This is a genomic window from Micromonospora sp. NBRC 107095 (genome assembly GCF_030269705.1).
GTDB classification, from domain to species: Bacteria; Actinomycetota; Actinomycetes; order Mycobacteriales; family Micromonosporaceae; genus Micromonospora; species Micromonospora parva.
In genome coordinates, this window is sequence record NZ_BSTU01000001.1 from 1,933,801 (window position 1) to 1,957,201 (window position 23,401).

Annotated in this window: 21 protein-coding genes; 10 read left to right on the forward strand and 11 right to left on the reverse strand. The window is 71.7% G+C overall.

Annotation, left to right across the window (positions count from 1 at the left end; genetic code table 11):
- Positions 1-4: 4 nt before the first annotated feature.
- The 9 genes from QSK15_RS09080 to QSK15_RS09120 form a co-directional block, all read right to left on the reverse strand.
- A complete protein-coding gene (locus QSK15_RS09080) occupies positions 5-652 on the reverse strand; it encodes a hypothetical protein (protein WP_030336186.1) in 648 nt (215 codons plus the stop codon).
- Positions 653-854: 202 nt separating this feature from the next.
- Positions 855-1,637 (reverse strand): anti-sigma factor family protein, encoded by a 783-nt coding sequence (locus QSK15_RS09085; protein WP_285793732.1) that lies wholly within the window; start codon positions 1,635-1,637, stop codon positions 855-857.
- A complete protein-coding gene (locus QSK15_RS09090) occupies positions 1,634-2,326 on the reverse strand; it encodes a sigma-70 family RNA polymerase sigma factor (RefSeq protein WP_130399796.1) in 693 nt (230 codons plus the stop codon). The genes QSK15_RS09085 and QSK15_RS09090 overlap by 4 nt, the downstream gene beginning before the upstream one ends.
- 126 nt (positions 2,327-2,452) lie before the next feature.
- A complete protein-coding gene (locus QSK15_RS09095; protein ID WP_285793733.1) occupies positions 2,453-3,310 on the reverse strand; it encodes a spermidine synthase in 858 nt (285 codons plus the stop codon).
- 18 nt (positions 3,311-3,328) lie between these two features.
- Positions 3,329-4,288 carry a hypothetical protein gene (locus QSK15_RS09100; protein WP_279518285.1) on the reverse strand — a complete coding sequence of 320 codons (960 nt, stop codon included), beginning with the start codon at positions 4,286-4,288 and terminating at the stop codon, positions 3,329-3,331.
- A 155-nt stretch (positions 4,289-4,443) separates the two neighbouring features.
- The gene (locus tag QSK15_RS09105; protein WP_285793734.1) at positions 4,444-6,918 is read right to left on the reverse strand and encodes an AAA family ATPase; all 2,475 of its coding nucleotides are present in this window, start codon (positions 6,916-6,918) and stop codon (positions 4,444-4,446) included.
- Positions 6,918-8,066 carry an exonuclease SbcCD subunit D gene (locus QSK15_RS09110; protein WP_285793735.1) on the reverse strand — a complete coding sequence of 383 codons (1,149 nt, stop codon included), beginning with the start codon at positions 8,064-8,066 and terminating at the stop codon, positions 6,918-6,920. The genes QSK15_RS09105 and QSK15_RS09110 overlap by 1 nt, the downstream gene beginning before the upstream one ends.
- Before the next feature lie 14 nt (positions 8,067-8,080).
- Positions 8,081-9,835, reverse strand: coding sequence for an ATP-binding protein (locus QSK15_RS09115; protein ID WP_285793736.1), 1,755 nt, complete (start codon positions 9,833-9,835; stop codon positions 8,081-8,083).
- A gap of 200 nt (positions 9,836-10,035) precedes the next feature.
- Positions 10,036-10,782: a pyrimidine reductase family protein gene (locus QSK15_RS09120; protein ID WP_285793737.1), complete on the reverse strand. Its 747-nt coding sequence runs from the start codon at positions 10,780-10,782 to the stop codon at positions 10,036-10,038.
- 150 nt (positions 10,783-10,932) lie between these two features.
- Here QSK15_RS09120 and QSK15_RS09125 point away from each other — a divergent pair, with 150 nt between their 5' ends.
- From QSK15_RS09125 to QSK15_RS09150, 6 genes are all read left to right on the forward strand, one after another.
- Positions 10,933-11,496, forward strand: coding sequence for a plasmid pRiA4b ORF-3 family protein (locus QSK15_RS09125; RefSeq protein WP_285793738.1), 564 nt, complete (start codon positions 10,933-10,935; stop codon positions 11,494-11,496).
- Between the two features lie 227 nt (positions 11,497-11,723).
- Positions 11,724-13,013 carry an ABC transporter substrate-binding protein gene (locus QSK15_RS09130; RefSeq protein ID WP_285793739.1) on the forward strand — a complete coding sequence of 430 codons (1,290 nt, stop codon included), beginning with the start codon at positions 11,724-11,726 and terminating at the stop codon, positions 13,011-13,013.
- A gap of 109 nt (positions 13,014-13,122) precedes the next feature.
- Positions 13,123-14,091: a carbohydrate ABC transporter permease gene (locus QSK15_RS09135; RefSeq protein ID WP_285793740.1), complete on the forward strand. Its 969-nt coding sequence runs from the start codon at positions 13,123-13,125 to the stop codon at positions 14,089-14,091.
- A gap of 10 nt (positions 14,092-14,101) precedes the next feature.
- The gene (locus QSK15_RS09140) at positions 14,102-14,944 is read left to right on the forward strand and encodes a carbohydrate ABC transporter permease (protein WP_285793741.1); all 843 of its coding nucleotides are present in this window, start codon (positions 14,102-14,104) and stop codon (positions 14,942-14,944) included.
- The gene (locus QSK15_RS09145; protein ID WP_285793742.1) at positions 14,941-16,362 is read left to right on the forward strand and encodes a GH1 family beta-glucosidase; all 1,422 of its coding nucleotides are present in this window, start codon (positions 14,941-14,943) and stop codon (positions 16,360-16,362) included. The genes QSK15_RS09140 and QSK15_RS09145 overlap by 4 nt, the downstream gene beginning before the upstream one ends.
- Positions 16,363-16,444: 82 nt before the next feature.
- The gene (locus tag QSK15_RS09150; protein ID WP_285793743.1) at positions 16,445-17,491 is read left to right on the forward strand and encodes a LacI family DNA-binding transcriptional regulator; all 1,047 of its coding nucleotides are present in this window, start codon (positions 16,445-16,447) and stop codon (positions 17,489-17,491) included.
- Between the two features lie 135 nt (positions 17,492-17,626).
- On the opposite strand, the gene QSK15_RS09155 is transcribed toward QSK15_RS09150, so the two are convergent.
- Together QSK15_RS09155 and QSK15_RS09160 are read right to left on the reverse strand one after the other, a co-directional pair.
- Positions 17,627-18,838, reverse strand: coding sequence for an acyl-CoA dehydrogenase family protein (locus QSK15_RS09155; protein WP_285793744.1), 1,212 nt, complete (start codon positions 18,836-18,838; stop codon positions 17,627-17,629).
- The gene (locus tag QSK15_RS09160) at positions 18,838-19,905 is read right to left on the reverse strand and encodes a phosphotransferase family protein (RefSeq protein ID WP_285793745.1); all 1,068 of its coding nucleotides are present in this window, start codon (positions 19,903-19,905) and stop codon (positions 18,838-18,840) included. The genes QSK15_RS09155 and QSK15_RS09160 overlap by 1 nt, the downstream gene beginning before the upstream one ends.
- A gap of 145 nt (positions 19,906-20,050) precedes the next feature.
- Between QSK15_RS09160 and QSK15_RS09165 the strand changes: the two genes are divergently transcribed.
- The 4 genes from QSK15_RS09165 (at position 20,051) to QSK15_RS09175 (ending at position 23,375) form a co-directional block, all read left to right on the forward strand.
- A complete protein-coding gene (locus QSK15_RS09165; protein WP_285794369.1) occupies positions 20,051-20,752 on the forward strand; it encodes an ACT domain-containing protein in 702 nt (233 codons plus the stop codon).
- Between the two features lie 63 nt (positions 20,753-20,815).
- The gene (locus QSK15_RS09170; RefSeq protein ID WP_285793746.1) at positions 20,816-22,099 is read left to right on the forward strand and encodes a DM9 repeat-containing protein; all 1,284 of its coding nucleotides are present in this window, start codon (positions 20,816-20,818) and stop codon (positions 22,097-22,099) included.
- A gap of 6 nt (positions 22,100-22,105) precedes the next feature.
- The gene (locus tag QSK15_RS32520) at positions 22,106-22,210 is read left to right on the forward strand and encodes a hypothetical protein (RefSeq protein WP_352232175.1); all 105 of its coding nucleotides are present in this window, start codon (positions 22,106-22,108) and stop codon (positions 22,208-22,210) included.
- A gap of 106 nt (positions 22,211-22,316) precedes the next feature.
- On the forward strand, positions 22,317-23,375 hold the full coding sequence (locus QSK15_RS09175; RefSeq protein ID WP_285793747.1) for a GNAT family N-acetyltransferase: 1,059 nt from the start codon (positions 22,317-22,319) through the stop codon (positions 23,373-23,375).
- Positions 23,376-23,401: the final 26 nt, after the last annotated feature.

Here is a 23,401-nt window from a genome sequence, read left to right on the forward strand (position 1 = left end):
AGGCTCAGTACGAGTAGCCCGAGCCACCGGCGTCGTTGGAGCCGCTGTCCGACGGCGGCGCGACCGCCTTCGGGGTGCCCTTGGGCAGGCAGCTCAGGTTCTTCTTGCCGTCCGGCTGGACCACGAACCAGGTGCCACCGACAGCCTGGCCCTTCCACTGGCCGGGCTTCTTGTCACCGATGTAGCGGTAGACCGGCCAGCCGCCGACGGTGAGCTGACGGGTGCCGTCCTGCCGGGTCACGCTGCCGACCTTGTCGTCGGAGACGCCGGTGAGCTCCGGGTTGCCGTCGGTCAGTGCCGGGGGCCACACCTCGGCGCACTTGTCGACACAGTTCGACGACGGCGGGTCGGCGGTGTCCTTGTCGAAGCGGTACAGGATCCAGCCGTCCTGGTCGGTGACCACCTTGCCCATCCGGGCGACGCTCTTACCGACCAACTTCTCGGTCAGGTCGACGTCCGCGGGCGGCGCGTCGGCGGCCGGCGCCTCCGCGGACGCCGAGACCTCAGGTTCAACCGTCGCGGTGGGCTCGGCCGCGGCGACGGCGACCGGCTCCGCCGCGCTCGAGTTCGCGGGGTCGTAACCCGCGGGAGCGCAGGCCGTTAGTGCGACCATCGCGCTCGCGACGATGACGGTCCGCTTCATCTGTGCCACGTGCCCTCCTCATTCTTGACAGTTCACCCATAGGTACGGGGAGAGGGCTGTCAAGGTTGAAGCAGTAACAGTGGTCAATTTCACGTAAACCGATTGAACCGTTTCCGGCTGCGCTGCGTACGCCCCGCGGGGGATGCCGTCCGCAACGACAGATCGGCGCCGGTCAGTGTGGAAATGACCGGCGCCGATGCGGAAGGCGCGCCTACAAGGGCACGGTGACCAGCGGACTCGCCACGCCGTTGGCATCCACCGACTGCACCTGGAGCTGCTTGATGCCCTCCGGCAGAGCCGACGTCGAGGCACTCAGTTCGAGCCCCTGCGGCCGGGTGCTGGTGCCATAGCCGCCATCCGGCACCGACCAGCTCGAGATGACCTCCGTGCTGCCGTTCTTGCGCACCACCACCAGACGACAGACGCGCGGGCCGGGCAGTTTCCGCAAGCTGAAATTGATCCGGGTGCCGTAGTCCTTGGTCACCAGGAACATGGTGGTCTGCACACCGGTGGTCGGGTCGGTCGCCTCGACCTGGTCACCCTCCACCTCGGTGCCACCCACACCCGGGCCGCTCGGCGCGGCCGTCGGCGCGCTCGTCGGCGGATCGTTGGGCGCGCTCGGCGTCGGCTCGGCAAGCACCCCCGGCGGCTGCTCGTTGCCCGTCACACTGACAAAGCCGTACCCGGTCAGACCGCCCAAGACCACCACCGCGGCGGCCGTCGCGAGCATCTGACGAAACCGGGTACGCCGCCGATCCGCCCGGACCGCGCTGAGCGTCCGGTCCAGCAGGGCCGGATCCGTCGCCGTCTGCTCCAGCGCCATCATCGTCTCGCCGTCGATGTCGGAGAGCAGCCCGACCACCGGCACCATCGTCTCCAACTCGGCCGCGCACGCCCAGCAGGTGGCGAGATGCTCCTCGAACCGCTCAGTGTCCTGCTCGTCGAGCACACCGAGCGCGTACGCCGCGACGTCCATGTGGTCCGGCCGGCTCATTCTGTCACCCCCCGCTCCTGCAAAGCCGTGCGCAGCGCGCGCAGCGCGTAGTAGACCCTCGACTTGGCGGTGCCCAGCGGCAGGCCCAACTCCTCGGCCGCCTCCGGCACCGTCCGCCCCCGGAAGTACGTCGAGATCAGGATCTCCCGGTGCGACTGACTGAGCGTACGCAGCGCGTCCGCCACCGTCATGGTGCGCAGCACCCGGTCCGTGCTGTCCGCCTCGGCGAACGCGGTGAGGTCCCGGTCGTACGTCTCCGGCGGCCGGGCCTCCTGGCTGCGGTGCTCGTCGATGGCGATGCGGCGGGCCACAGTGACCAACCACGGCCGCAACGAACCCTGCCCCTGGGCGCCCAGTCGGTGAGCGTTGCGCCAGGCCCGCAGCAGCGTCTCCTGGACGATGTCCTCCGCGCGCTGCCGGTCCCCCCCGGTGAGACGCATGACGAACATCAGCAACGGGCCGGCGTGCTCGGCGTAGAGCTGACGGATCAACTGGTCGGAGTGGCTGGCCTCGGTTGATGTCGCCTGATGGCGTCCGGGCGCCGGTCGCGGCGTCACCGGACCATTCTGGCGAGACGTCGCTCTCGCGTCGACCCCCCGGGCAGACGAGGTCGACCGTGACGAGGGTCGCGCCGACAACCAGTCAGCGCGGACCGCGTCGCCATGCCAACCGGCCGCCACCGCGTGCATGCAGACCTCCGGGATGTCCGTGACCAACGCCGGCCCACGAGGTGGGCCGCCCGGTGGTACGCAGCACCGGTCCCAACGGATCAACAAACGGCGAAAAAACTTCCGCGCCCGCCGGTGAGTGGACGATCAGCGGCGTACCGAGAACAGCCCTGCCGGTGGCGGATCCGAACCCGTCGCGTCGGCGTCCCGCACGACCTGCGCACCACCGGCGAAACGGTCCAGGTCGTCGCCGGCCACCACCCGTCCCGGAAACCAGTCACCGGCGGCCCGTCTGGTCAACTCCGGCACCGGCGGCTGGGACCGCCCGGCGACCAGCACCAGATTGCCGTACCGGCGCCCGCGCAGCACCGCCGCATCACCGACCAGACACGCCTGCGGCAGCACCGACCGGACCGTGGCGACCTGCCCCCGGGCGTGCCGCAACGGCGGGCCGTCGGCCAGGTTCGCCAGATACCAACCGTCGGGACGGAGCACCCGGGCCACCTCGGCCGCGTACTCCAGCGACGTCAGATGGGCAGGAGTACGCGCACCGGCGAACACGTCGGCGACCACCACGTCGTAGCTGGCCTCCCGGGTCGACGCCAACACCGCCCGGGCGTCCTGCACCCGAACCTTCAACCGGGGGTCCGACGGCCACGGCAACGCCCGACGGACCAACTCCACCAGCGCGGCATCCACCTCGGAGACCCGCTGGGTCGACCCCGGCCGGGTGGCGGAGACGTACCGGGGCAGGGTCAGGGCGCCACCACCCAGATGCAGCACCCGCAGCGGCGCACCGGCCGGCGCGACCAGATCCACGGCCGCAGCCAGCCGACGCACGTACTCGAACTCCAGGTGAGTGGGGTCGGTCAGATCGACGTGCGACTGCGGCGCGCCATCCAGCAGCAACGTCCACGAGCCGGCCCGGTCCGGATCCGGCACCAGCTCCGCCAGCCCGGTGTCCACCTGCTCGACCACCCGGTCAGTCGTCCGTTTACGCCCCATCGGAACCAGTATCCGCGTTCAACGGGCGGCGCGGGCCGCTGCGGTCAACGCGCGGTGCAGCAGCCGGGAATCACCCAGCAGGGCCCGCAGTCGGCGCTCCAGGCCGGCGATCGGGATCAAATTCTGCGGGGCCCGCGGATCCTTGTACGGGGTGGACGCGAAGCGCGGGAGGGTCACCAACGACAGATCGGCCAGCTCGATCGCCGCCTCGACCGGCAGGTCGGCGGAGCACTCCACCCGGACGATGCCCGCCCACGGCGCGCCGATCGCCACCGGCAGTCGCAAATACCACGACCAACCACCCCAGGCGGTGCCGAGCCGGAACACCGGGGACCGCTCACCCGACGCCATCCCGGTCACCACGGCGGTCAGCCGGGCATCCAGGTACTGACTGTGCTGCGTCTTGATGTAGCCCAGAGTGCGCGGCAACTGCCGACGACTGCGCAACGGGCCGTCCACCACCAACAGGTCACCGTCGACCCGGGCCGCGTCGGACACCGCCACCTCCAACGCGGTCAGCGGACCCTGCACGGCGGCCGGAAGCTTCGCCAACTCACCGGTGCCACCCACCCGGTGCACCGGGTAACGGATCGCGCCCGCCACCACATCCTGCGCCGACGGGCTCGCGGTGAACAGCCCCCTGCCAACCTGGGTGCCCGCCAACTGCGCCGCGCCCCGGCCCAGGTCACAGCGGACCACCCCGGCCGCGTACGAGGCGGCCAAGCCGGGAAACGACCCGCCGTCGGTCTCGGCCGTCCAGATGCTCGCGTCGATCCGACGCACCCCGTCGACCAGCAACACCACGTCGGGTGCGCGCACCCCGGGGCGTACCCCGATCGCCCGCCAGTCCACGGCGGGCAGCTCCACGTCCGCGTCGACCTGGGCGCTGCTCGGCGCGGCCGGGCCGGCCGCTGACGCCTCGAACGACGCCCCGTACGCCGGATCCCACGAGTCCACGAAGAACGCGGCGTCACTCACCGGCCAGCCCGTCCCATCCGCGCTGCGCTCCTCGCGCTCACCGGGCTGGTCCTTCGTTCGCGACTGCGGGGCTCCGCTTCGCTGCACTCCTCGCGCTCACCGGGCTGGTCCTTCGTTCGCGACTGCGGGGCTCCGCTTCGCTGCACTCCTCGCGCTCACCGGCCGGTCCGTTCCACCCGGGCCGAGCGGGCGTCCTTGCGCACCTCGAAGCGGACCGGGATCCGCTCGGCCAACGCCGGCACGTGGGTGACCACGCCGACCATCCGATCGCCCCGGGCCGCCAGGTTCTCCAGGGTCGCCGCCACCGTGTCCAGCGTGGCGGCGTCGAGGGTGCCGAAACCCTCGTCCAGGACGATCGACTCCAGGCTCGCCGCCGTGGTGGACATCCCGGCCAACTGTTCGGAGAGCGCCAACGCCAACGCCAGCGACGCCTGGAACGTCTCACCACCGGAGAGGGTGCGCACCCCCCGACGCAGCCCGGCGTCGTGGTGGTCGACGACGACGAACTCGCCCTTGTCGTGCACCAGCTCGTACTGCCCGTTGGACAACTCCCGCAGAATCCCCGACGCACCGTCCACCAGCAGGTCCAACGCCTCGGCCAGCAACCACCGCTCGAAGTTGTTGGCCCGCAGGTGCCCGGCGAGCGCGCGCGCCACCTGCGCCTCCCGCTCGTGCCCCGCCCGCTGCTCGCGCAACGCGCCGGCCTGCTCGCGACGCTCGTGCAGCCGCCGCCGGTCGGCGTCGGCCCGCTCCACCGCCACCGTCGCCGCGTGCACCGGATCGTCCCCCACCGACACGTCGGCGTCGGCGAAGATGGCCGCGATGGCCCGCTGCACCCCGTCGGCCACCGACTCGGCCGCCGCCACGGCAGCGGCCCGACCGTCCCGGTCGGCGCGGCGACGGTCCGCCTCACTGGTCGCCCAGCCGGTCAGCGTCGACCAGGCGGCGGCCACATCGTCCCGGTCGGTCGCCGGGGGACCGAACCGGGCCAACCCGTCCCGGGTGGTGTCGAAGGCCCGCCACGCCGCCCGCAGCCGCTCCTCGGCGGCATCCACAGCGGCTCGGGCCTGGCGAGCGGTCTCGCGACCGGCCCGGACCGCCGTCGCCGCCTCGTCCAGCGCGCCCCGCAACCGGGCGTGCTCGGCCAACTCCCGGCGCAGCACGGCCGGCTCGGCAGCCCCGGAAAGCTGCCCGTCCAGCTCGGCCAGCCGGGCCTCCAACTGCTCCTGCCGGGCCCGCGCCTGCACCAGCAGCCGCTCCAGCTCACGCGCCGCCGCGTCCCGCTGCCGCACCGTCTCCTGCGCGGCCTTGGTCGCGGCCCGCGCGGCCTTGCCGGCCGCCGTCGCGGCGGCCACCGCCGAATCGGCCGGCACCGCCGGCACCTCGGCCACCGGCTGCTCGCACACCGGGCACGCCGCGCCCACATGCAGGTGCACCCGCAGGCTGACCGCCAGGTCGGCGGCCTTCGCCTCCTCGTGCGCCCGGAAGGCCGCCTCCAGCTCCGCGTCGGCCCGCTCGGCGACCGCACGGGCGTCGGCCAGCGCCGCCACCGCCGTGGTGTGCTCGCCGTGCGCCGTGCGCACCGCCTCGCGGACCGTGTCGGCCTCGCCGGCCAGCCGGTCCCGATCGTCGTACGCCCGCAGCAGCAGGCGCAGCGCGCTCTCGTCACCGGCGCCGGCCAGCTCGCCGCGCAGCTTCTCCTCCCGCTCCTCGGCCAGCGACACCCCGGTCGCCGCCGCCTCCGCCTCAGCCCGCGCCGCGGTGACCGCGCGGGCGACAGCGGCCACCCCAGCCGGCGCCCGCACCCCCGTCAGCACCGTCAGCTCGTCGTCCAGGGCGGTCAGCGCCGCCGCGGCCTCCCGTGCGGTGACCCGCGCCGCCGCCAACTCCGGCACCGCCTCGGCCACCGCGGCCGCCAGCTCGGTCATCCGAGCGACCCGGGCGTCGGCCTCGGCCAACGCCTCGTCGTCCACGCCGGTCAACCCGGCGAGCAGCTGGTCGACCGCCTCCAACCGGGCCTCCGCCTGCGCGGCGCGCGCCGTCGCCTTCTTCTGCACGTCCTCGTAGACGCCGAGGCCCAGCAGATTGACCAGGATCTGCTGCCGCGTCGCCGGCTTGGCGTGCAGGAAGTCGGCGAACTGCCCCTGTGGCAGCACCACACAGCTGGTGAACTGCTCGTACGGCAGCCCGACCGCCTCCAGCACCGCCTGCTCCATCTCGGCGGGAGTGCCGGCCACCACCTCGCCGAGGTCGTCCGGGCTCAGACCGGTGTCCAGCTTGGTCACGTCGAAGCCGGCCGGCATCAGCTGCAACCCGGCGTTCGCGGTCTTCACGTTGCCCCGACCGTCCCGGCGGACCACCCGGGTCGCCACGTACCGGGCACCGCCGGACTCGAAGACCAACCGCACCCGCGCCTCGGTCGCCGACGGGGCGAGAGCATTGGCCAACCCCCGGGCGCCGCCCCAGCGGGGCACCATGCCGTACAGCGCGAAGCAGATCGCGTCCAACACGGTTGACTTACCCGAACCGGTCGGGCCGATCAGCGCGAAGAAGTCGGCGTCGGTGAAGTCGACTGTGGTCTCGTCCCGGAAGACCGTGAACCCGGCCATGTCCAACCGCATCGGACGCATCAGTGCTCGACCTCCTCGAAAAGCTCGTCGAAGAGCTCCCGGACACCCTCGTCGGCGTGGCCCCGGCTGTTCAGGTAGTCGGCGAACAACTCCCGGGGCGAACGCCCCGAGCGCTGGGCGATGCGCGTGCCACTGCCCGGCGCGGCCACCAGCTCCGGGTCGATCCGGATCTCCAGGGCCTGGGGGAGCAGCTCCTGGACCTCCTCGCGCAGGCCGGCACGCGGTTGCTCCCGCACGTACACGCGCAGCCACGCGTCCGGCGCCTCGATCTCGGCGAGCTGGGCCAGGGTGCCGCGTACCGTCCGCAGCGCGCTCGCCGCCGTCACCGGCACCTCCCGCACCCGGGCGGCGGTGCTGGCCGTCACCTCGACAATCGTCACCGAGGGGACGTTCTCCTGCTCCCCGAAGTCGACAGCGAGCGGGCTGCCGCTGTACCGCACCGGACAGGGGCCGGCGACCCGCTGCGCCCGGTGCAGGTGACCCAGCGCCACGTAGTGCGCGGTGGCCGGGAAGACGGTGGCCGGCACCGCGTAACCCAACACCGTGTGCGCGTCGCGCTCGCCGCCACCGGTGGCCGCGCCGGTCACCGTCAGGTGCGCGGTGACCAGGTGCACCCGGTCCGGCTCGGTGAACCCCTCGGTCAGTCGCCCCAGCACCCGGCCCAGGTGGTCGGCGTACGTCTGGTTGGTCTCCGCGGCGGTCAGCTCGTACATCTCCAACGCGCGCACCGCGTACCGCTGGGACAGGAACGGCAACGCGGCCAGCCGCCACCGCTCGCCACCGGCGGTGGTGCCGTCGATGATGTGCTCGTCCGGATTTTCGCGTACCCCGCCGCGCAGCGTGATGCCGGCGGCGTCGGCCCACGGGCGCAGCGCGTCCAGCGCGGGGCCGTTGTCGTGGTTACCGCCGATCGCCACCACGTCCGCGCCGGTCCGCCGCAGTGCCGTCAACGCCCGGGTGACCAGACGGGTCGCCTCCGAACTGGGCGCGGCGGTGTCGTAGAGGTCACCGGCGACGATCACCAGATCCGGCCGCTCGGCATTGGCGATCTCGATGACGCCGGCCAGCACTGCCTTGTGCTCGTCGGCCCGGGACTGCCCCTTGAGCACCTTGCCCACATGCCAGTCGGAGGTGTGCAGGATCTTCATGGGTTGCCGGCCCCCTAGAACGGGATGTCGTCGTCGGTGGTGCCGCCGCCGGAGCCCACCACGGCGAACGGGTCGGCGGACTGGGTGATCGAGCGCAGCGTCTCCGATGGTGCCCGGCCCGCCTCGGAAACCCGGGTGGCCCAGGCCGGGAACGGAAACTCCAGGCAGAGCGGCACCGGAATGTCCGGCTGGTTGACGAACATGGTGCCCGGCTTGGCCAGCAACGCCCGCTGGCGCTGCGCGGGCGGCAGGAAGCCGTATTCCGGGCGGGACGCCTCGGCCGGATCGAGCCGACCGACCACCCGGATCGCCGAGTTGGTGACGATCCGCCGCTCCACCTCGCTCGCCGTCTGCTGCGCGCCGATCAGGATCACCCCGAGCGAACGGCCCCGCTCGGCGATGTCGAGCAGCACCTCCTTGATAGGGGAGGAGCCCTCCCGTGGGGCGTACTTGTTGAGCTCGTCGAGGACCACGAACAGCAGCGGCTTGGCCGTGCCGGACTTCTCCTTGCGGTCGAACTCGCTCTTCAGCGTCACACCGACCACGAACCGTTGCGCCCGGTCCGGCAGGTTGTGCAGGTCGACCACCGTGACCTGCGCCGACTCGCTGGTGTTGATCGAGTGCGGGCGGCGGGCCGCGAGGTCACCACGGATCAGCCGGGCCAGGTCCTTCTTACTGCCGATCAACCGCCGGGCGAACGCGTTGACGGTGCCCAGCCCCACCGCGCTGCCCGCCCAGTCGGAGCGGGTCTCGTCGTCGTTGAGTTGGTCGACGATGTGGTCGACCAGGTCACCGTAGGAGCCGAGCCGAACCCCGTCGATGCTCACCCCGCCGTCGGCGGGCTGGGCGTAGCGGGCCAGGTGCGCGGCCACCGAGTGAACCACCATCGTGTACTGCTGGCGCTCGTCGTCGGCGTCGGCGAACACGTACGGCAGCAGGCGGTCGGTGCAGAACTCGCTCAGCGTCCAGTAGAAGCTGTCGACGCCGGTGAGCCGGCTGCTCACATCCGGCGTGCCGGCCGCGTCACCGACCCGCGGTGGCGCGTACACCCGCACGTCGGGGAACGCGCCCGCGCTCAACCCGAGCTTCGCGTACGCCGCGCGGGTGGGCTCGTCGAGGCGCGTGTTGGGGTGGTCGAGGAAGAGCAGATCCTCACCCTTGACGTTGAAGATCAGCGCCTTGGCGTTGACCGCGTCGCCGCCCAGCACCCCGGAGCGGAACACCGAGTAGAGCAGGAAGGTGGCGAAGCTGGTCTTGGTGGCCACCCCGGAGATGCCGGAGATGGAGACGTGCGCGCCCCGGCTGCCGTCGAGGAAGTCGGCGTTGAGATAGACCGGCACACCGTCGCGACCCATGCCCATCGGGATGCGCCGCTCCATCCGGTCGAAGTGCAGCGCGCGCGCCCGGGCGTCACCCTCGGCCCGGTGCACCACCGCGCCCGGGGTCGGCGGCACGTAGAGCTCCGGGTCGACCCGGGTGGTGGTGACCTCGGCCGCCTCCTGCACCATCGCCGGCAGTGTGCCGTCGGCGATGGCGAACACGTCGGAGTCGAACTGGGCGCCCTCGTGCCGGGCCCGGACCTGGGTGACCACCCCGGCGATCGTCACCGGCTCGCGGTCGGGCAGGTCGCGTCGGGTGACCACCACGTCGTCGAGCTGGAGGTAGCTGCCGGGCGCCACGGCCGTCCAGAACTGCAACGGGGTGGCGTCGGCGGTGCCCAGCACCCGCCCGACCGCCTCGCCAGGGTTGTCGAGGTCGGCGTCGGTCATCGGGCGACCCCTGTCGCTCGGGCATCACGGTCGGCGCGCATGACGTGCATAGTGCCCGAGGAGTACGACAGGTCGCCACGCGACGCGGCGGACGACACCATGCGCCGTCACACTCATGACGCTCGGTGTTCGACCGGGCGCACCAGGTGGGCGGAAGTCGCGTCGGGAATCCGGCCGCCGGGGACGGGCGTCGGAGGGACCTACTGGCGGGCGTGGCGGAGCAGGAGAACGCCGTCCTCGGTGGCGAGCACGTGCCGCAGCGGCAGATGCCGGGGCGCGGTGACGTCGCCGGCGGTGATCCGGCCGGGGCCGGGCCCGGCGAGCAGCGGCGAGACGGTGAGGCACAGCTCGTCCACCAGGTCGGCGGCGGTGAGCGCGCCGAACAGGTGTGGGCCGCCCTCGCAGAGCAGTTGGGTGAGCCCGCGGCGGTGCAGCTCGGCGAGGCCGGCGGCCAGGTCGACCCGCCCGGTGCCGCAGCGCAGCACGTCGGCGACGTCGGTCAGTCCGGGCGGCGGGTCGGCGTCGGCGTGGGTGAGCACGACCGGGCGGGTCGGTGCGTCGGCGAACGCGGCCTGCGCCGGGTCCAGGTCCAGCGATCCGGAGACGACCACCAGCGTCGGGTACGCGGCCAGTCCGTTGGCCTGACGCCAGGCGCGGCGGCGTTCGTCGAGGCGGACCGCCCGGTACCCCTCGTGGCGCAGCGTGCCGGCGGCCACCACCAGGGCGTCGCAGGCCATCCGCAGCAGGCCGAACACCCGCTTGTCCGGCTCGCCGGAGAGCCCGGCGGAGTAGCCGTCCACGCTGACGGCGCCGTCCAGGCTGGTCACAAAGTTCACTCGCAGCCGGGGCTGGTCGGCGCGGCCGTAGAGGACGGTCAGCGCGGCGTCGTCGAGCGGCTGCGTCGACGGCTCGGGCCAGAGCCGTCGGATCGGAATTCTGACGGTCATTCGCCGGCCGGACCGGTGACCGGAGGGGTCGGTTCGGCGGTACGGTGCTGGCAGTCGCACCAGTTCCGGCCCGGGCACTCGTCGTGTCGCCGGGCCCGGCACGCTCGGCAGATCATGCTCGCAGCCTAAGCCGCGGGAGGACAGGACAGCATGCCGCGTCAGATCTTCCAGCTGAAGATGTCCCTCGCCGGGACCCGGCCGCCGGTGTGGCGCCGGGTGCTCGTGCCGGCCGGTTACACGCTGGACCGGCTGCACCGGGTGGCGCAGCACGCGATGGGTTGGCGGGACTGCCACCTGCACTCGTTCGAGATCGATGCGATGCAGTACGGCGAGCCCGACCCGGACGGTGAGTTGGCGCTGCACGACGAGTTGGACGTGCGGCTCGACGCGGTGCTCGGCAAGGGCAGTCGGTTCTCCTACACGTACGACTTCGGCGACTGGTGGGAGCACGACCTGGTCGTGGAGGACGCGCTGACCGCCGACCCCGACGAGCGGTACCCGGTCTGCCTGGCCGGCGAGCGGGCCTGCCCGCCGGAGGGTATCGGCGGGCCGGTGGGCTATCAGGCGCTCCTGGAGGCGCTGGACGACCAGGCCGACGCGGGTGACCTGGTCAGCTCCCGGCACGCGATGCTGCGCGACTGGGCGGGCGCCGCCTTCGACCCGTCGGGCTTTGACCCGGACCGGGCAACCACGCTGCTGCGCCGCTTCTGCTGAACCGCCCGGTTGCGGGAGGTGTCGATGGGACGCCTGTTGCCCGAGTGATCAGCGGTAACGATCTGGGAACGCTCCCATCGCCCTATTGACACTCCCGTTACCCGCCGGCAATCTCATGGGAGCGCTCCCGGAGGTGGCGTGGCTCACTCACGAATCCCCGGCCTGGCGCGACGGGCACCCCCCCACCACACCCATCCAGCCTCACCACCGGAAAGAGGGGTCAGCGCATGAGTGTCACCACGCGGCGTACCCGCCTAGCAGCCACTGCCCTGGCCGCGATCACCGCAATCAGCGGTCTCGCGGCCTGCGGCAAGGACGACGACAAGCCGGCGGCCGGCGAGAAGCCGGCCAAGCTGGTCGTCGACACGTTCGGCGAGATGGGCTACGACGAGCTTGTCAAGCAGTACGAGAAGGACACCGGCATCAAGGTCGAGCTGCGCAAGACCGCGCAGCTCGGTGAGTACCGGCCGAAGCTGGTCCGCTACCTGGCCACCGGCAAGGGCGCGGCGGACGTCACCGCGCTGGAAGAGGGCATCCTCAACGAGTTCAAGCCCAACGCGCGCAACTGGGAGGACCTCGCGCCGCTGGTGGGGGACCACTCGAAGGAGTACCTGCCCTGGAAGTGGGAGCTGGGCAAGGCGCCGGACGGTCGGCTGATCGGCCTGCCGACCGACGTCGGCAGCCTCGCCGTCTGCTACCGCAAGGACCTGTTCCAGGCGGCCGGCCTGCCCACCGAGCGCGACCAGGTGTCGGCGCTCTGGCCGGACTGGAAGGGCTTCCACGACGCCGGTCTGAAGTACAAGCAGGGCAGCGGCGGCAAGGCGTTCATCGACTCGATCACCGCCGTCTCCAACGGTGTGCTCTTCCAGGGCAACGGTGACCTGTTCTACGACAAGGAAGACAACATCATCGCGGACACCAGCCCTGCGGTGAAGAACGCCTGGGACACCGCCACGTCGATGGCGGACATCTCCGCCAAGGCGTCCACCTGGTCGCCGGAGTGGTCGGGTGGCTTCAAGCAGGGCACCTTCGCGGCGACCTTCTGCCCGTCCTGGATGCTCGGCATCGTCTCGGACAACTCCGGTCCGGCCAACAAGGGCAAGTGGGACGTCGCGTCCGTGCCGGGCGGCGGCGGTAACTGGGGCGGCTCGTGGCTCGCGGTTCCGGCGCAGAGCAAGTACCCGAAGGAGGCGGCGAAGCTCGCCGAGTACCTCACCAACGCCAAGAGCCAGGTGGAGGCCTTCAAGCTCAAGGGCCCGCTGCCCACCAACCTGGAGGCGCTGAAGGACGAGGCGTTCCTCGGCTACACCAACGAGTACTTCAGCAACGCGCCGACCGGCAAGATCTTCGGTGAGAGCGTCGCCAAGATCCAGCCGATCCACCTGGGCCCGAAGCACCAGGCGGTCAAGGAGAACGCGCTCGAGCCGGCCCTGCGGGCGTTCGAGAACGGGCAGGCCGACAAGGCGAAGGCCTGGGAGCAGTTCACGAAGGACGCAAAGACTCAGGGTGCCTTCTGAGTGATTCCCTGCCGGTGGCGTTCGGGACTTCCCGGACGCCACCGGCCGGTCCCCTCCGCGTAGCGCCCTGCGCGAGGGCCCCCGGGCCTCGCCGGAAAAGGAAATTCGCATGAGCCTGTCGGCCACGACGGCACGGCCGTCGCCAGCAGCACCGCCTTCTCCCGACGTCTCTCGGCGTCGCCGGGGGAGATTACTCAACCGCCTCGATGTCAAGTACTCGCCGTACCTCTACATCGCCCCGTTCTTCCTGATCTTCGGCATCTTCGGGCTGTACCCGATGCTGCGTACCGCCTGGATGTCACTGCACGACTGGGACATGATCGGCGAGCACACGTTCATCGGCTTCGACAACTACACCCGGCTGGTGTCCGACGAGTACTTCTGGAACGCGCTGGTCAACACGTTCGGCATCTTCGCCCTGTCGACCATCCCGCAGTTGTTGCTCGCCCTCTTCCTGGCGAACCTGCTCAACCGGACCTTCCTGCGCGCCAAGACCTTCTTCCGGATGGCCATCTTCATGCCGAACGTGGTGTCGGTGGCCGCGGTCGCGATCGTCTTCGGGATGCTGTTCCAGCGCGAGTTCGGCCTGTTCAACTGGCTGCTCAGCTTCGTCGGTGTCGATCCGGTCGACTGGGACGGGCACCGGTGGAGTTCCTGGACGGCCATCTCCTCGATGGTCAACTGGCGGTGGACCGGGTACAACACCCTGATCCTGCTCGCCGGCATGCAGGCGATCCCGAAGGACCTCTACGAGGCCGCGGAGATCGACGGTGCCAGTCCGTGGCGACAGTTCTGGCAGATCACCCTGCCCATGCTCAAGCCCACCTTCATCTTCGTGGTCATCCTGTCCACGATCGGCGGCATGCAGCTCTTCACCGAGCCGCTGCTCTTCGGCAACGGCAACATCATCGGCGGCAACCAGCGGGAGTTCCAGACGCTGGCCATGTACATGTACGAGATGGGCATCGTGAACCTCAACAGCGCCGGCTACGGAGCCGCGGTGGCCTGGGCGATCTTCATGATCATCATCGTGGTGTCGCTGTTCAACTTCCTACTCGTCCGCCGCTCGGCGAAGTGAGGAGAGATCGATGATCTCGGCTTCCCAGCGCCTGTGGCGCACCAGCCCGCTGACCTACGTGGCGCTCGTCCTGGCGGCGCTGCTGTCGATCTACCCGTTCTACTACATGCTGGTGATCGGCACCCGCAGCCTGGACAACATCAACGACGTGCCGCCGCCGCTGACTCCCGGCGGCGCGTTCGGTGACAACTTCGGGCGGGTGCTCGACAACGACGCCGCCAACTTCCTCACCGGCATGATGAACTCGATCATCGTCTCCTCGGTGGTCACCGTCTCGGTGGTGCTCACCGGTTCGCTGGCCGGGTTCGCCTTCGCCAAGCTGAAGTTCCGCGGCAGCAACGTCCTCCTGCTGGCGATCATCGTCACCATGATGATCCCGACCCAGATGGGCCTCATCCCGCTCTGGGGCATGATGCAGGACCTCGGGTGGTACGACACCCTCTACGCGGTCACCGTGCCGTTCCTGGTCACCGCCTTCGGCGTGTTCATGATGCGGCAGTACGCCAGCCAGGCGATCTCCGACGAGCTGATCGAGGCCGGTCGGGTCGACGGGGCGAGCACGTTCCGGATCTACTGGAGCATCGTGCTGCCCGCGCTGCGGCCCGCCGCCGGCGTCCTCGGTCTGCTGACCTTCATGGAGACCTGGAACTCGTTCCTCTGGCCGTACGCCATCCTCACCCCGGAGAACCCGACCCTGCAGGTCTCGCTCTCCTTCCTCTCGTACGCCTACTACACCGACTACTCCCAGGTGTTCGCCGCCACGGCGATCGGCACGATCCCCCTGGTGATTGTTTTCCTCGTGTTCGGCCGTCAGATCATTGGCGGGATCATGGAAGGTGCCGTCAAGTCGTGAGCAACCCCGCCAGCCCACCCGCCGTCGACGTCCTCGACGAGCGCCCCGGGCTGACCTTTCCGCCCGGATTCCTCTGGGGGGCCGCGACGGCGGCGTACCAGATCGAGGGGGCGGCGGCCGAGGACGGCCGCGCCCCGTCGATCTGGGACACCTTCAGTCACACCGAGGGCCGGGTCGTCGCCGGGCACACCGGTGACGTGGCGTGCGACCACTACCACCGCCTCGGCGAGGACGTCGCGCTGATGGCCGAGCTGGGCCTGAAGTCGTACCGCTTCTCGGTCTCCTGGTCGCGGGTGCAGCCCGCCGGCAGCGGCGCTGTCAACCCGCAGGGGTTGGACTTCTACCGCCGGCTGGTCGACGAGCTGTTGGCCAACGGCATCGAGCCGTGGCTCACCCTCTACCACTGGGATCTGCCGCAGCCGCTGGAGGACGCCGGCGGCTGGCCGGCCCGGGACACCGCGGCCCGCTTCGCCGACTACACGACGGTGATGGCCGACGCGCTCGGTGACCGGGTGCGCTACTGGACCACGCTGAACGAGCCGTGGTGCTCCGCGTTCCTCGGCTACGGCTCCGGGGTGCACGCCCCCGGCCGCACCAACGGAGCGGACGCGGTGCGCGCCGGTCACCACCTGATGCTCGGGCACGGTCTGGCCGTGCAGGCGCTGCGGGCCGCCCGCCCGGCCGCCGAGGTGGGCGTGACCGTCAACCTCTACCCGGTCGACCCGGCCAGCGACACCCCCGCCGACCGCGACGCCGCCCGGCGGATCGACGGGCTGGCCAACCGCTTCTTCCTGGACCCGCTGCTGCGCGGGTCGTACCCGGAGGACCTGGTTGCCGACCTCAGCGCGGTGACCGACTTCGACCACGTGCGCGACGGCGACCTGGCGACCATCTCCACGCCGTTGGACCTGGTCGGGGTCAACTACTACAGCCGGCACGTCGTCGCCGCGCCGGTCGAGGACGTCCCGGCCGACCCGGCCCCCTCGTGCTGGCCGGGCAGCGAGGACGTCCGGTTCGTCACCCGTGGCGTCCCGGTCACCGACATGGGCTGGGAGATCGACGCCCCGGGCCTGACCGAGACGCTGCGTCGGGTGCACAGCTACACCGAGCTGCCGCTGTACGTCACCGAGAACGGTTCCGCGTTCGTCGACTCGGTGGTCGACGGGCAGGTCGACGACGTCGATCGGCTGGCCTACTTCGACGCCCACCTGCGCGCCGCCCACGAGGCGATCGACGCCGGGGTGCCGCTGCGGGGATACTTTGCCTGGTCGTTGATGGATAATTTCGAATGGGCCTGGGGTTACACCAAGCGGTTTGGCATGATCCACGTCGACTACGACAGTCAGGTCCGCACCCCCAAGTCCAGCGCCAAGTGGTACGCCTCGGTGATCCGGCGCAACGGTCTGGCCGCACAATAGGCTCGGGCCAGCCATCAGGACGGCCCCGGCGTCCACCTCCCGCAGGTGGCGCCGGGTCCGCCCGCCGTCGGAGGAGCAGACGATGACAACGCAGCGCACCCGGTCGCTCGGGCGCCCGACCCTCGACGCGGTCGCGGCGCGTGCCGGCGTCGGTCGGGGCACGGTCTCCCGCGTGGTCAACGGCTCGCCCCAGGTCAGCCCGGAGGCCCGGGCCGCGGTCCAACAGGCCATCGCCGAGTTGGGGTACGTGCCGAACCGGGCCGCGCGCGCGCTCGTCACCCAGCGGACCGACTCGGTCGCGCTGGTGGTCTCCGAATCCGGCGAGCGGGTCTTCACCGAGCCGTTCTTCGCCTCGATCGTGCGGGGGATCAGCTCCGGACTGCTGGAGACGCCGATGCAGCTCTGGCTGGCCATGGCGCAGTCGCCGGTGGAACGGGAGCGGGTCGAGCACCACCTCACCAACCAACACGTCGACGGCGTCCTGCTGCTGTCGTTGCACGACTCCGACCCGCTGCCGACGCTGCTGGAGGAGCGCGGCCTGCCCGCCGTGCTCGGCGGTCGGCCCGCGCGGATGCTGCAACCCGGCGCCCAACCGGCCTGGTTCGTCGACGTGGACAACGTTGGCGGTGCCCGGCAGGCGGTGGAGTACCTGACGGGGCAGGGGCGGCGACGCGTCGCCACCATCGCCGGTCCACAGGACATGGGCGCCGGTCTGGCCCGGTTGGCCGGCTACACCGAGGCGGTCAAGGCCACCGGGGCCACCGTCAACCCCGACCTGATCGCGTACGGCGACTTCAGCGAGGGCAGCGGCGCGGCCGGCATGCGTCGGCTGCTGGACGTCTGCCCGGACCTGGACGCGGTGTTCGTCGCCTCCGACCTGATGGCGTTCGGCGCGCTGCGGACCCTGCGCGAGGCCGGCCGGCGGGTGCCGCGGGACGTCGCGGTGATCGGCTTCGACGACGCGACGATCGCCCGTCAGGCGGAGCCGCCGCTGACCACCGTCTTCCAGCCGGTGGAGGAGATGGGCCGGCAGATGGCCCGCCTGCTGGTGGCCCGGATCCGTGGTGAGGAGCTACCCGCCTCCCACATCCTCCTGGACACCCAACTGGTCCACCGAGCCTCCGCCTAACCCCCGCCCTTCCCCCCTTCCCCCCCGGGCCCCCACCCCCACCTCGTCGATCATGAAGTTGTTGCCGTGACACGCCGAGGCGGAGGGCAATAACTTCATGATCAACGGGGGTGGGCGGGCCGGCGGGGGAGGGGGTTAGGGGGTCCAGCGGCGGAGTTCGCGCTTGGCCAGGGAATTGCGGTGGACCTCATCGGGGCCGTCGGCGAGGCGCAGGGTGCGGGTCTGCGCCCAGAGGGCGGCCAGTGGGGTGTCCTGGCTGACGCCGGCGCCGCCGTACCCCTGGATGGCCTTGTCGATCACCCACTCCGCCATCGCCGGAGTGCCGATCTTGATGGCCTGGATCTCGGTGTGCGCGCCCTTGTTGCCGACGGTGTCCATCAGCCAGGCTGTCTTGAGCACCAGCAGCCGGGCCTGCTCGATGCGGACCCGGGACTCGGCGATCCACTCCCGCACGACGCCCTGCTCCGCCAGGGGTCGGCCGAACGCGATCCGCCCGAGCGCCCGCTTGCAAAGCAGCTCCAATGCCCGCTCAGCCATTCCGATCAATCGCATGCAGTGGTGGATGCGGCCCGGACCGAGGCGGGCCTGCGCGATGGCGAAGCCGGTGCCCTCGGCACCGATCAGGTTCTCCGCGGGCACCCGGACGTCGACGAAGTCGATCTCGGCGTGTCCGCCGTGGGAGCCGTCGGTGTAGCCGAAGACGGTCATCCCCCGGCGTACCGTCACACCGGGGGTGTCCCGGGGGACGAGCACCATGCTCTGCTGGCGGTGCCGGTCGGCGGTGGGGTCGGTCTTGCCCATCACGATGAAGATCTCGCAGCGCGGGTCCATCGCGCCCGACGACCACCACTTCCGCCCGTTGATCACGTACTCGTCGCCGTCGCGGGTGATCCGGGTGGCGATGTTGGTGGCGTCGGAGGAGGCGACGTCCGGCTCGGTCATGCAGAACGCCGAGCGGATCTCACCCTCCAGCAGCGGCATCAGCCAGCGCTGCCGCTGCGCTTCCGAGCCGAACTCGGCCAGCAACTCCATGTTGCCGGTGTCCGGTGCCGCGCAGTTGACCGCCTCCGGCGCGAGGTGCGGGCTGCGCCCGGTCAGCTCGGCCAGGGGAGCGTACTGGAGGTTGGTCAGGCCGGCGCCGTAGCGCGGGTCGGGCAGGAACAGGTTCCACAGGCCGCGCTTGCGGGCCTCCGCCTTCAGTTCGGCCAACACCGGGGTACGCGACCACGGGTCCCCGGCGGCCACCTGCTCGGCGTGCACGGGCTCGGCCGGGTAGACGTGCTCGGTCAGGAACCGGGTCAGCTCGTCGCGCAGCTCCTCGGTCCGGCTGTCGTATGAGAAGTCCATCACCGCTCCCTGGCGGCGGTCAGCCCGTGCGCGACCAGCGGTGCCACCATCTCGCCGATCCGGTCGAAGCCCTCGCCGAGCGTCTGCCCGAGCGTGTGGCGGTAGTGGATGCCCTCGCAGATGACAGCGAGTTTGAAACAGCCCAGCGCCACGTGCCAGTGCAGTGGCCCGACGTCGACGTCGCTGCGCCCGGCGTACCTGTCGATCAGCTCGCTGCCGGTGGGGAAGCCGGCGCGCGGGCCGAGACCGTCCGCGACGGGGTTGCCGGCGGCGGTGTCGCTGCCGCCGAGCACGTCCCAGTACGTCAGCAGCAGCCCCAGGTCGGCGAGGGGGTCGCCGAGGGTGGCCATCTCCCAGTCGAGCACCGCGTGCACGGCGACCGGGTCGGCCGAGGCGAGGAGGTTGTCGAGCCGGTAGTCGCCGTGCACGATCCGGCCCGCGTTCGCACCTTCCGGGGCGGTCGCCGCGAGCAGGTCACGCAGCTCGTCGATGCCGGGCAGGTCGCGGCTGCGGGAGCGGTCGAGCTGACCGGCCCACCGGCGTACCTGCCGGGCCAGGTAGCCCTCGGGGCGGCCGAAGTCGCCCAGCCCGACCTCCGCCGGGTCGACCGTGTGCAGCGCGGCGAGGGTGTCCATCATCGCCATGGCCAGGGCCCGGCGGCGCTCGTCGCCCAGCGGGTCGGTCTGCGCCCGGGTGCGGAACACCTCACCGGGCATCCGCTCCATCAGGTAGAACGGCGCGCCGATCACGTCGGGGTCCTCGCAGAGCAGCAGCGCCCGAGGCACCGGCACCTCGGTCGGCGCCAGCGCCGAGATGACCCGGAACTCGCGGGCCATGTCGTGCGCGGTCGCCAGCACGTGCCCGAGCGGCGGCCGGCGCAGCACGACCTCCCGCCCACCGGCGTGCAGCAGGTAGGTGAGGTTGGACTTGCCGCCGGCGATCAGCTCGGCCCGCAGCGGGCCGGTCAGCTCGGGCCGGTGCTGTGCGAGGTGGTCGGCGAGCCGGGCCAGGTCCAGGCCGGCCGGGACCTCTCCGGGCCGGAGCGCGTCGACGGCCGGATCAGTCATCCGACTAGTTGATGGCAGGCCGCTCACGTTGTCAAGGTCGGAATTTCCCCTCGGGACATGCCCCTGCAACGGGGACGAAATGGTCAACGATCAGGCTGTGACCAGCCTGCCGGCCGCCGCCGGCCTGCCGAGCGGAGGGACAGACATGTTGCTGCGAGTTCGGGTCACCCTGCCGGACCGTCCGGGCACCCTCGGCCAGGTCGCCCGCACGCTCGGCGTGTCCGGCGCGGACATCGTCCAGGTGGTGGTCCTGGAGCGGCTCGGCGGGCGCGCGGTGGACGACTTCACTGTCGTCTGGCCGGGCGCGGCGCGGGTGGAGCGGCTGCTGGCTGGGCTCGCGGCGATACCGGGGGTGCGGGTGGACGGTGTGTGGCGGGCGATCGGCGCGCCCACCACCACCGGGCAGGACGCGGAGCTGTTGGCCCAGGTCGCGGCCAACCCGGCCGACGGGTTGGCGACCCTTGTCGACGCGGTCCCGGGGTTGCTGGCCGCCGACTGGGCGGTGGCGGCAGTGGTGCCGGTCGACTGGGCCTCGCGGTCCGGGGGTGGCGGGGCGACGGTGGGGCACGCGAGCTGGCGGGCTCCCGTACCCCTGCGGTTGCCGGAAGTGACGCCGTTGCGCGGCCGGTCGATGACCACGCCCGACGGCACCCACCACGCGATCGCGCCGTTCGGCCGGGCGGGCCTGGTCCTGGTGGTGGCCCGCGAGCGCAGCGAGACCCTCTCCGCCGCGGCGTTCCACAGCACCGAGGTGGATCGGCTCACCCAGCTCGTCCGTGCCTGCGCGGTCATCCTCGGGGACCGCTTGGACCTGGTCGGCGCACCGCCGGTCACCGTCAATCCCTGAGCCGCCACCCGCCGGAGTTCGGTGGTCCGCGAGGTCCGAACCTGTTGATCTAGCCTCTCCGGAATGGACTTCGCTTTCGATGGATATCGCTGGGAGACAGCCCGCGGTGGCTCGATCCCGGCCGGTGCGGTACCGCACGGGTACGAGGCGGACGGTGAGCCCCTGTGGGTGTGCCGCATCCGGATGCGCGGCGGCGTGCACCCGGGCGAGGTCAGCCCGGCGCTCGGCGCCAAGACCACCTGGGCCGGCGCGGAGGTCCGCGTCGACGAGTACGAGGTGCTGATGGGCCACGGCGTCTGGGGCATCGCGTCCGGTGGCGCGGTGCCCGCCGACGCGCAGCCGGCGGGCCACGAGGCTGACGGCGAACCGCTCTACGTCGCCCGCGCGGCGGTCGGGCCGGGCGCCCTGCACATCGGCAAGGTGCGGTCGGCCTTCGGCGCCGCCAACATCGGATACGGCAACGCCGAGCGAACCGCCTGGTCCTACGAGGTGCTGCTGCGGCCGCCGGCTGCCGCGCCGGCGAGCGGGCGGCGGCCCGGGACCCAGATGGACCCCACCTACGCCGACTTCGGCACCGAGCCGCCCCGGGTCGGGAACGTCACGATCACCGGCGTCGACCGTTCCTCGGCCGCCGGCGACCACCTGGCCATCGGCGCCGGCGGGTCGGTCGAGCTGGAGTTCGACGTGCCCGACCCGGCGGTCGTCGGCGAGGCCTGCGTCGCCGTCCGGGCGCTCGCGTCGATGCTCTCCCGGGCGCCCGGGTACGCCCCGCTCACCGTTCGCCTCAACGGCAGGCCGCTGGCCAACCGGCTGCGGATCCCCAACGGCGGTGGGCTCCCGCAACGGCTGGTCTTCGCGGTGCCGGCCGAGGAGTTGACGGCCGGCCGGAACACACTGCGCATCGAGAGCGGTGTCGACGCCCGCAGCATGCTGTGGCTGTACCGGGTGACGATCGACCCGATGCACGCACACGACCAGGCGGGACTGGCCCTCGAACGGCAGGCGATCGCCGAGCCGGTGCTGCGGTACGCCAGCGACGTCGGCGACATCACCATCTTCATCGACCGCGGCGAGCAGGCCGTCCTCGATCAGGTGGCCTGGGCCGACGAGTCCGGCGTCGAGTACGCGATCACGTTCGAGAAGCAGCAGGCCGCCTTCTACGGCTGGCGGCGACAGCCGGGCGGAGAGCCGACGGAGTTCCGTGGCCGGCTGACCCAGCGCGACACCGTCGTCAAGGAGGCCTGGCGCTTCTCCACCCAGGAGGGCTGGGCCGGTGGGTGGCACCGCTCGGGTGATCTGCTCCTCTCGGTGACCGTGGCCGGCCGCCCGGTCACCAGGCTGGCCTGACGGGACCTGCGCGGTAACAACGGCACTGTCGCCTTCGGCGACGGTGGGTTCCTGGGTACCTACCAGCGGGTCGGGGAGGGCCCCATCGGCTACCGCGGCCGCACCGCGTAGCGGAGCACCCGGGCGGGGACATCGGCTTGAGCGCTACCCGTCACCGCCGGGCAATCGGGCGGCAACAGCGGGGGACGAGGGTGGTACCCGGTGAAGGGAGCCAACCATGACGTTGTGGCGGATCCGAGCGACGGTGGATGACCGGCCCGGTTTCCTGTCGGTCCTCACGGCCAGCCTCGCGCTGCGCGGGGTCAACATCCTCACCGTGCAGGTGCAGCCCACCGAGCAGGGCGCGGTGGACGACTTCCTGGTGGACGCACCGGACACGCTCGACGAGGCCGAACTGGTCGCGGCCGTCGAGCGTGGTCGTGGGCGGGACTGCTGGGTGGCGCGCAGCGAGGCGCGTGGCCTGGTCGACCAGCCCACCCGGATGCTCGGTCTGGCCAACAGGCTGGTGCGGGACCCGGATTCGACAGGTGAGGCCCTGCGGACGCTGCTCGGCGCCGATTCGGTGAGCTGGCGACCGGCGTCGACCGGCGTCGAGCGGGGCATCGCCGGCACCAGCATGTCGTTGGCCGATCCGGCGGGCGGCGCGTTCGCGTTGGGCCGGGCGGCGCCCGCGTTCACCCCGGCGGAGTACGCGCGGGCGCAGGCCCTTGTCGAGTTGGCCGCCACGGTGGCGCGGCGGGCCGCCGAACAGGTCACCCTGGTGCTGCCCGACGGCGCCGAGGTGGCCGTCCGGCCGGCGTGCGCGGATGACCTGTCGGGCGTTCTGGAGTTGCACGAGGGTTGTTCCCCACGAAGCCGGCAGCGGCGTTATCTGGGCGGAGCGTCGCTGCCCCACCCGGCCCGGCTGCGTCGGGTGCTGGAGCCGGACCGGGGGTTGACCCTGCTGGCCACGACGGTGGCTGCCGACGGTACGGCGGAGTCGGTGGTCGCCATGGCGAACCTGCTCGGCGAGGGCGACGAGGCCGAGGTGGCGCTGCTGGTGCGCGACGACTGGCAGCGGCGGGGGCTCGGCTCGGCGTTGCTGCGCCGGCTGGCCCGGCACGCCGACGCGGCCGGCTACGCGGCGCTGGTGCTGCACGTGCAGGCCGAGAACACGCCGATGCTGCGTACGCTGCGTCGGTTGGACCGGCCCGCCGTCACCGAACGCGACGGCGCGGTGCTCAGCTGCACCGTGCCGCTCGCCGCCCCGGCCGCGGTGACCGTACCGGGCGTCTAGCGGGCTCCAGCACGAGCCACGTGGCG